The 8,877-nt window shown below is 74.6% G+C and carries 6 protein-coding genes; all 6 read right to left on the reverse strand.

From position 1 onward, the window contains the following. Window positions 1-27: 27 nt before the first annotated feature. Window positions 28-789 (reverse strand): GNAT family N-acetyltransferase, encoded by a 762-nt coding sequence (locus tag ACFW1A_RS34440; protein ID WP_380416169.1) that lies wholly within the window; start codon window positions 787-789, stop codon window positions 28-30. A gap of 504 nt (window positions 790-1,293) precedes the next feature. After that, window positions 1,294-2,604 (reverse strand): hypothetical protein, encoded by a 1,311-nt coding sequence (locus ACFW1A_RS34445; RefSeq protein WP_380416171.1) that lies wholly within the window; start codon window positions 2,602-2,604, stop codon window positions 1,294-1,296. Between the two features lie 38 nt (window positions 2,605-2,642). Further along, the gene (locus tag ACFW1A_RS34450; protein ID WP_380416173.1) at window positions 2,643-3,170 is read right to left on the reverse strand and encodes a SigE family RNA polymerase sigma factor; all 528 of its coding nucleotides are present in this window, start codon (window positions 3,168-3,170) and stop codon (window positions 2,643-2,645) included. Window positions 3,171-3,306: 136 nt separating this feature from the next. Next, window positions 3,307-7,620 carry a trypsin-like peptidase domain-containing protein gene (locus ACFW1A_RS34455; RefSeq protein ID WP_380416175.1) on the reverse strand — a complete coding sequence of 1,438 codons (4,314 nt, stop codon included), beginning with the start codon at window positions 7,618-7,620 and terminating at the stop codon, window positions 3,307-3,309. Beyond that, window positions 7,617-8,015 carry a CU044_2847 family protein gene (locus ACFW1A_RS34460; protein WP_380416177.1) on the reverse strand — a complete coding sequence of 133 codons (399 nt, stop codon included), beginning with the start codon at window positions 8,013-8,015 and terminating at the stop codon, window positions 7,617-7,619. Before ACFW1A_RS34460 ends, ACFW1A_RS34455 begins: the two co-directional genes overlap by 4 nt. A 176-nt stretch (window positions 8,016-8,191) precedes the next feature. Further along, window positions 8,192-8,713, reverse strand: a complete 522-nt coding sequence (locus ACFW1A_RS34465; RefSeq protein WP_380416179.1) for a hypothetical protein — start codon at window positions 8,711-8,713, stop codon at window positions 8,192-8,194. Window positions 8,714-8,877: the final 164 nt, after the last annotated feature.

Here is an 8,877-nt window from a genome sequence, read left to right on the forward strand (position 1 = left end):
GGCCCCCGGAGGCCGCCACCCGGCAGGTCACCCTTCGAGGGACATGTACAGGCGGGTTCCCGCGGGCCGGAAGCCGACCCGCTCGTAGACGCGGCGGGACCCCTCGCCGGAGTACTCCAGCCAGACCGAGTCGGCGCCGCGGTCGAACATCGTGCCGGCCAGCGCCGCGGTCACGGCGCCGGCGATGCCGCGGCCGCGGAAGGCCGGCCGGGTGCCCACGCCGGCCAACTCGCAGGTGCCCACGGCCGGGGCCGAGCAGAGGGCGCCGCCGGCGCAGCCGCCGTCGGGGGAGCGGACGAACCGCACCGCCCCGCCGCCCTCCTGGGTACGGCGCAGCCGCGCCGCACCCTCGGGGGAGGAGGTGAACTCGCCGGTGAACGCCTCGGCCAGGGCCGCGTCGATCACGGTGTAGTCCGCCGCCGAGGCAGGGGCCTGCACCAGCGGGGCGTCCGCCGCGCCGGTCTGCGGCACGGTCAGCGTCCGCGGTGTGCAGACCAGGTACTCGTGCACGGCCTCGACCGTGAATCCCGCGGCTCGCAGCGCGGGCTCGACGGCGGGGGCGGCCTCGGGGGCGAACTCCAGGCGGGGCTTGAGCCCGCGCTCGCGGAACGCCTCGATCAGCCCCGCGACGTCCCGGCCGGTCGGTTCGGCGCCGGGCAGCGGAGTCGCGTAGTTGATGTACGGGTTGGTGGTGTCGGGGTCGAACCCCGCGACGAAGCCCGAGGGTTCGAGGACCAGCGGACGGCGGCGGAGGTTGGCGACGGCGAAGCTCTGGACGTTGGTGTCCACGGTGGTAATGACCTCACGAAGTGAAAAGGTGGGGCGCGCTCCCGCCCGAGCGGGGCGGATCGGTGAACGCGCGTGGCCTGACCCGGTACGAGCCGGGTCGCCTCCCGCGGAGCAGGAGGCGGTGGCGGTGCGTCAGGCACCGCGACGTGGGGCCGCCGTGAGGAGAGCGGTGGTACCGGTGACGACGTGCTCCGGAGCGGAGCGCGGGTCCACTCAGTACCGGTGGCGGCCGCTGGGGGACGCCGGGGCCATGGACTTCAGTCCTTCGATATCCGTGAGTCCGCATACGAGCTGCATGCGGCGGCCAACTCTCGCACACGCGAACGCGGGCGCGCAACGCCGGCGCCCGGCGGGAACGGACGGCCGCCCCCTGACCCCGCCTCAGATGAGAGGACGATCGTACCGTCGGTTGCCGACGGGCCGGAGTGGATCCGGACCGACGGTCCGTCACCCGGCTCCGCGCCGGGGGCCCGGGCCCCCGGCGGGAGTCCGGGCGGCGCCCGCTCACCGGGTGCGCGGGAGCTGCCAGAGCGGGCTGGTCGCGATCGCCGTCAGCTGGTCGGTGCTGAGCGCCGGGGTGGGCCGGACGGCGTCGCTCGCGATCGCGGGGCTGTTGAGGGCCGTGACCACCACGCGCGTCCCGTCCTTGCGGAGCACGTTCACCTCCCACATCACGAGGTTCCGCCCGTGGGTGCCGCCGATCAAGGGGTTGCGGTCGACCGCGACCTTGGTGCCGTCGGGCAGGACCTTGGCGTGGCCGAAGATGGTCAGCACCATCTCGCTGTCCGCCGCCACCATCGCGCTCCAGTCCTGCACGTTCACCTGCACCAGGCTCGCACCCCGGCCGTCGTCCACGGTCAGGTAGGCGTAGCCGTCCAGGCCCTGGCCCTGGTCCTGGGCGCCCCCGGCCGAACTGCTCAGACCGGCCGGGACCAACCCGTGAAGGACCGTCAGCATCGCCTGGCTGTCGACCGGCGGCGGAGCGGCCGGCTGGCTCGGGTACGGCGCGGCGCCGTCCCGCACCGAGGCCCAGCCCTGGTGCGCGGTGACCAGGGCGCTCAGCCGGTCGAGCGCGAGCGGCGGCTGCGACCGCGAGGGCTGGTCCGGGTGCTCGGCCGGCGCGTTCCACTCCTCGGCCTGCACCAGCCAGCCGCTCGGGTCGAGCAGCACGGCCCGCCAGGCGGTGGTGCCACCGCTCCTGACGAGCTGTTGGACGGTCAGGGTGCCGCCGCCCGGTGCCGCGCCGCTGGTGCAGGCGCGCTGCTGCGGGTCCGTCGGCTGGCACCGGACCATCGCGCCGACCTGCTCGGTGCGGACCCGGCCCATCTGGAGCTGGATCCTGGCCTTGCCCAGACCGTCGTCGAAGTCCACGGTCACGCTCGCCGCGTCCGAGGGCGCGGCGCCGCTGTCGGCGGTGCCCTGCCCGGCCTCCTGGCTGGTGGTACCGGGCGGCAGCAGCGCCTTGACCATCGCCAACAGCTGCTGGAACGTGACGCCCTGGCCGGTGGCCGGGGGAGCGGAGGGGTTGGGCGAGTCGGTCGCTCCGGGACTGGGCCCACCGGTGCTCGGCGGCCCGAGCACCGTGTCGGCGTGGTGCGACGGGCTGCCCGGGGTGCCGACCAGCAGGCCGGCGGCGCCCAGCACCGCGACCGCCACGGTGGCGGCCGCGGTGGCCGTGCGCCCGCGCCGGCGCAGCGCACGGCCCCGGGCCAGCCCGGCGGTGGCCAGTGTGTCGGGACCGGTGGTCAGTTGCCGACCGGTGCGGCGGATGGCGTCGACCAGGTCGTCGTGCTGGGGGTCGTCGTCGTGGAGCATGGGGTGGTCACCCTCTTCCGGGCAGGGCCGACGGGTCGTCAGTGGGTTTCGGTCAGTGATTCGCCGAGGACCCGGCGGAGCCGGTCCAGTGCCCGGCTGGTCTGGGTGCGGACCGCGCCGCCGCTGCACCGCAGCACCTGCGCGGTCTCCTCGACCGACCGGTCCTCCCAGAACCGCAGCACCAGCACCGCCCGGTCCCGGACCGAGAGCCGGCCCATCGCGTCCAGCAGCGCCAGGCGCAGTTCCGGGTCGGCGGGCTGGACCGGGAGCTCGGGCAGTTCGCCGTCCGGCCGCTCGCCGCTGCTGCGCCGGCGCCGGTGCATCAGGAACATCCGCACCAGGACGGTGTGCGCGTAGGCCGCGGGGTTCTCGATCCGCCGACCGCCCGACGCCCACCTGCTGCGCCGCCACAACACGTACATCCGGCCCAGGGTCTCCTGCACCAGGTCCTCGGCGAGGTAGCCGTCACCACCGGTCAGCAGGAGCGCGGAGCGGTACAGCTCCCCCGAGCGGGCGGCGGCGAACTCCAGGTACTCCGCCTCCAGCACCGCACGTTTCTGAGTCACCGCAACCCCCGCTCGCCCGACCTGACACCCGGACGATGCACCGGGACCCCGGAAGCGTTACAGGTGCGCGGCGGAAATTTTGACCGGCCGCCACGACGGTGCTCGCACGGTACCGGGCGGGCGCTCCGCCCCGACCTCAGGGGCGGGGGCAGAGCGGCTGGGCGGGGACGGCCACGGGGAGGCTGCTCCGCTCGTCCGCGGTGAACCCGCGGTAGCCGATCACGTCGCACAGCTTGCGCTGCCAGACGGCCGGGTCGAGCTGGAGGGGCCCGCCGACGCCGTTCTCGTCCGCGTACAGCACCGTCCGCCCGTCGGCCGAGACGTCGAGGAACGAGTAGGGGCTCGCCGACGTGCTGTAGGGCGGCCGGCCGAAGTCGTAGGAGTCGACGTAGGCGCGGTCGCCGATCCGGTAGATCTGGACGACGTTGTTGGCCGCCAGCACGAACCTGCCCCTGTCGTCGAGGAAGGCACCGGCGAACTGCGGGACCGTCACGGCGTCCCCCGGCGTGCTGCCCGCGGTCAGGCTGCGCAGCAGCCCCAGCTCCCGGCGCAGCGGATCACGCCGCCACAGCTCGACCTGCCCGCCGGACCGCATCAGGGCGAAGTAGTTCCCGGCGGCGTCGAACTGGGCGGCCTTGATGTCGTCGGTGAGCTGCAGCGTCATGGTGGTGCGGCCGGTGGTCAGGTCGACCACCCGGATGCGGGGATCGCCGTAGACGATCACCGTCACCTCGTTCGCCGCCGGGTAGCTGCTGACGTAGAGCTGCGGCGAGCCGTCGGAGTCGGTCCCGGGCTGCAGCACGGCGGCGTCGTACTGCGCCAACTGCCGCCCGGTCCGGGCGTCCCACTGCTGCACCAGGGTGCCCGAGACGGTGACCAGGTTCCCGCCCGCGTCGAAGAAGTAGGCGAAGTCCTCCACCTTGGGGTCGTCGCTCGGCGGTGCGGCGGTCCTGACCAGCAGGGTCTGCCGCAGGTCCGACGTGTCGCGGACCGAGACCAGGTCCGCGCCCTCCCGCTCGGCGAGGAGCCGTCCGTCGCGGCTCAGCCGCAGCGTGGCGCCCGCCGCGTCCCACACGGGCCGGGCGCGCGCCGCCCGGACCAGCGGACGGCTGTCGTCCCCCGTGGCAGCACGCAGCTCGAGGTCGGAGCCGTCCGCCAGGATGCTGATCAGCTTGCTGCCGTCGCGGGTGAGCGCCTGCTGGCCCACGTCGAGCACGCCGGCATCCGTGGGGATCTCCGTGAAGACGATCCGCGCTCCGAGCCCGCCGACGAGGAACAGCCGCCCGCCGTCCGCCGCCAGCACGGGGGAGCCGGACGGGAAGTCGGTCGGCGAATCGCCGGACTCGCTGGTGCGGGAGACCACCGTGTCCTGGTCGAGGTCCACCAGCTCCAGGGACTGGGTGTTCCCCTTGAAGCCGGTCGTCAGGACCACTCGGTGTCCGGTGGCGTCGATGGCCTGCAGCGGGCAGTAGGCGCCGTCCAGCGGATGCGGCGGGCCTTGCCGGGTGCCGTCGGCGACCGCGTAGCGGCTCAGCACGATGTGGCCCGCATCGCCGTCGTCGCTGCAGGTCACGGCCGTGGTGCGGTCGCCGGAGAGGACGTAGGACTTCGCGCTCAGCACGGTCCGGGGCGCTCCGGTGGCCAGGTCGAGGGCGACCAGGCCCTCGGGGGCGTCCCCCGCGCTCTCGGTCCGCACCAGCAGGGTCCCGTTGTCCGGGCCGAACCACAGATCGAGGTAGCTGCCGGCCGGCGCGGCGGCCGTTCCGACGACGCTGCCGGTGCCGAGGTCCCACCACGCCACGCGGGTCTGCGTCGCGACCGCGAGCATCCGCCCGTCCGGCGACATCGCGGACAGCGAAGCGCCGTCGGGCCACCCCGGCACCGCGGGCAGCCGCTGCAGGGGCCCGACGGGGTCGGTCGCGTCGGGGTTCACCTGGAACCACTCGACGGAGCCGTCCTGGTCGAGGAACGCCCCCCGCCGGCCGTCCCGGGCGAGCATCACGTCGTCCAACTGGTTGGCCGAGGGCACCTCCTGGCTGCGCACCACGCCGCTGACGGCGTGGACGAAGAGGGTGGCCCGGCCCAGCCGGGAGTCGGCCAGCACCACGCTCCCGTCCGCGCTCGTGCGGATCGTGCCGACCGTCCCCTTCAGGCCGGAGAGGATCCGGGCGGCGCCGGAGGCCGCCAGGTACTGCCGCAGCAGCTCGTTGCGCGCGTCCTGGGTGGGCGCGGTCCGGTAGGCGGCCAGCGAGAGCAGCACCGACAGCGGCGGGTCGTCGCCGGCCTCGTTCTGGGCGGCCTGCGCCAAGGCCTGGGAGGTGGCCGCCGAGGCGTGCTCCCGACTCTGCTGCTGGGCGGCCACGAACAGCGACCCGAACACCAACGCCAGGGCCAGGACGAAGCCGAGGGCCGCGACGGCCGCCCGCCGCCGTCGGCCGCGGGAGCGCTGGTGACGGCTCCCGCGGTCGAGGTAGTCGCGTTCGGCCTCGGTCAGGTCGTCGCCCCGGGCGGCCAGCCACGTCTCGGCACCGGTCAGGGCGACCCTGGTGGGCAGCAGCTCGGGGACGCGGCCACCCCGTTCCCACCGCTCCAGGTCGTGCCGCACCGACTCCCGCCAGACCAGGAAGGCCCGGTCGGCCGCGGACCACTGCGCCAGATCGGTCCACCCGGTGATCAGCGCCTCGTGCGCGAGTTCCACGGTGTCGACGCCCTCGGCGCTGCTGCCGGTGACCAGCAGCCGTGTGGTGGCGAGCCGTTGGGCGATGCGCCACTCGTCCTCGGTCAGGTCCGGGCGCAGTGCGGTGCGGCGGGTCGCCGCCGCCGTCTCGGTCGGCACCCGGACGAGCCGGGTGAGCAGGCGTCGCGCCGTCGGTCCGTCCTCGGGCGGGACGTGGTCCGCCCACACCGCGGTGGCGTAGGCGCCCAGCGCGCCTTGGACACGGCCGAGCCTCGCGTACGCCTGATGGGTCAGCAGGCCCTCGTGCTGCCGGTGCCAGAGCTGGTCCAGCGTGAAGCCCAGCAGCGGCAGGGCACCGGGCTCGTCCCCGGCGTCCCGCAGGATGCTGTCGACCAGCCCGGGTTGGTAGTCCACGCCCGGCACGGCGTCGACGGGCGCGGTGACCACCTCGCGGAGCTGGTCCGGACCCAGCGGCCGCAGGACGTAGGCCGGCCGGCCGAAGGCGAGCCCGAGGCGCGGGTGGGCGAGGGCGGTCTCCAGGAAGTCGGCCCGCAGCGTGCTCAGTACCCGGACGGTGTCCGGCAGGGCCTCGTCGAAGAGGACGTCGGCCAGCGGGTCGACGGCGGCCGGGGAGCGCACCAGCAACTCCTCGAACTGGTCCACCAGCACGACCAGTCGGTGGGCCCGCTGGAGCGCGAGGACGCGGGGAACGGCATCGGCGAACCCGTTCCGGTCGGCGAGCACACGGGTCAGGCCGGGAAGCCGGGCGAGGCGGTCCGTCTCGGACAGCTCGGGCTCCAGCAGCGGCAGCAGAGCGGCCGCCAGGGCGGACAGCGGGCTGCTGCCGGCGGCGGGTCGCAGCACCACCGCCGTGCTGCCGCCGGCCCGCAGCAGCGGGAGGACACCGGCCATGGCCAGCGAGGACTTGCCGGAGCCGGAGGGACCGACGACCGTGGTCCAGCGCTGGCCGCCCACCAGCCGGGCCAGCTCCCGGCTCTCGGTGGACCTGCCGTGGAAGAGCCGCCGGTCCGCCTCCTGGAAGGCCGTCAGGCTGCGGAACGGCGACGGCGGCACGGCCAGCTCGCCCAGCTCCGGCCAGGCCGCCACCAGGCGTTCGACCGGGATCAGGTAGCTCGCCGGGGGTTCCCCGGCCTCGGCGCGCACCATCATGCCGACCACACCGGCCAGGGCGTCGTCCCAGACCGGGCTGCCGCTGAAGCCGGGGGAGACCCGGTAGCTGTTCCCGGACCGGTCGGCCTGCACCCAGCCGTTGGCCTGGCCGTCCCGCAGCACGGCCTCGTGCCACACCCCGGCGTCGCGCCCGTCGGGGAAGCCGAACACCCGGGCGGAGTGCCCCCACAGGTCCTTCGACCGGACCAGCGGGACCGGCCGGGCGCCGGGCACCGGGGCGCCCAGTCGCAGCACGGCCACGTCCCCGGCTCCGGACGGCTCCGGCGGGACCCAGTGCTCGACCCGCGCGGTGAGCGGCGATCCGGCTCCGTCCGGCGGCAGGGCCGAGGGCAGCAGCGGCAGGTCGACGTCGAGGACGGCCTGCGCGGGCGGCCGGTCGGCGCCCTGGAGGCGGAGGGCGGCCGAGACCACGTGTGCGCAGGTGACGACCAGTTCGGGGGTGACCAGGAAGCCCACGCCCACGGGCTTCCAGGACGTACCCGCGGTCGCGGCGCCGTCGTGGTGCCCGAGGATCCGCACCACGCCGGTGGTCAGCGCCTTCGGACCGGCGCCCGCCGCGCCCCCGGGCGGTAACGCCGTCACGGCGCGGACGGTCCGCTCGGGACGGCGGGTGCGGGGTCGGGGGCCGCCGAGGAGCCCTCGTGGGCGGACCTGTTCCAGGTGAGGGTGACCTTGAAGTTGGCGGTGGCGGCCGTGCTGGAGATCACCACGTCGGCCGCGGCCGACAGCGAGAGCCCGAACTCGACGCCGATCGTGTCCGGCGCCTGGACCATGCCGCGGAAGTTCTCGACGAAGTGCTCGGCCACCGGCCGGATCCCGGCGAGCATCTCACCCATCGACCGGGTTGCCCGCGCCACCACCTGGCCCGGACGGGCCACTTGGACCAGTCCGTCGGAACCGGCCTGGTCGATCTCGACCTGCACCAGTTCCGACGGGTCACCGGCCCCGCCGATCGGCAACTCCACGAGGTACGTCACCACTCCCCCAGTTCGCTCACATCCCGCGCCGCGGCCGGTGCCGACTTCCCGCGGTCACCGGGCGAGGAGAACGTACAGCAGAATCCGGCGCCGCGTACACAACAACGGGGGCGGCGGGAAGGGCGGTGCCGCAGCGAATTTGACGTATCGTCAGGCTCTGGAGGGGCCCGGTCGGGTCAGCCGATGCCGGTGACCTGCAGCGCAGTGGTCCAGTTGGTGCGGATCGCGGTGCGGGCGGCGGCGAGGGTGATGGTGCCGTTGCAGACGGCGTTCTTGAGCTTGGTCTCGACGCCGTCCTTGGTGCTGGAGGTCTTGGTGCCGTAGTGCGGCTCGGGCCACAGGTTGGCCGGGTCGCGCGGGGCGCCGCCGAGTTCGAGGGGCACGAAGTGGTCCTCCTCGTAGTCGGCCATGGTGGTGTCGCTGTAGCCGTAGTCCGTGATGCCCTGGGCCTTCAGCGCGTTGGTGTAGGAGGTCGGCGGGCGCACCGTCGCGGTCCAGCCGGACACGCATATGGTGGAGCCGATGGTGCTCTGGGTCACGGCGGGGTTGTACGAGCCGGGCGTGCAGTGCGGGTCGGGCAGCGGCAGGTAGGCCTGCGAGCAGGTGGCGGCGTGGGAGGTGCCGGTGCCGGCGACGAACGCGGCGCCGGCCAGGACGGCCGCCGTGGCGGCGGAGGTGAGGCGCTGACGGGTCATCATGGGCGGTTCCCTTCAAGCCTTCGACCGGCCCCGTGCCGGGCGCCGTCCATGACAGCACCCGCTCGGGACCGTTCGGCACTGCAGCGGGATGAACAGCGGATGGCTCGCGCTGAACACCCGGCTCCCGGGGCGACGGTGGGGTTGCCGGGGCAGGAGGTGGGGCC

Origin of the sequence: Kitasatospora sp. NPDC058965 (genome assembly GCF_042741245.1) — a bacterium.
In the GTDB taxonomy this organism is placed as follows: Bacteria; Actinomycetota; Actinomycetes; order Streptomycetales; family Streptomycetaceae; genus Kitasatospora.

Bases quoted from the DNA above. Each gene is read 5' to 3' on its own strand.
- ACFW1A_RS34445 (WP_380416171.1), bottom strand. From the start codon at position 2,604: ATGCTCCACGACGACGACCCCCAGCACGACGACCTGGTCGACGCCATC.
- ACFW1A_RS34465 (WP_380416179.1), bottom strand. From the start codon at position 8,713: ATGATGACCCGTCAGCGCCTCACCTCCGCCGCCACGGCGGCCGTCCTG.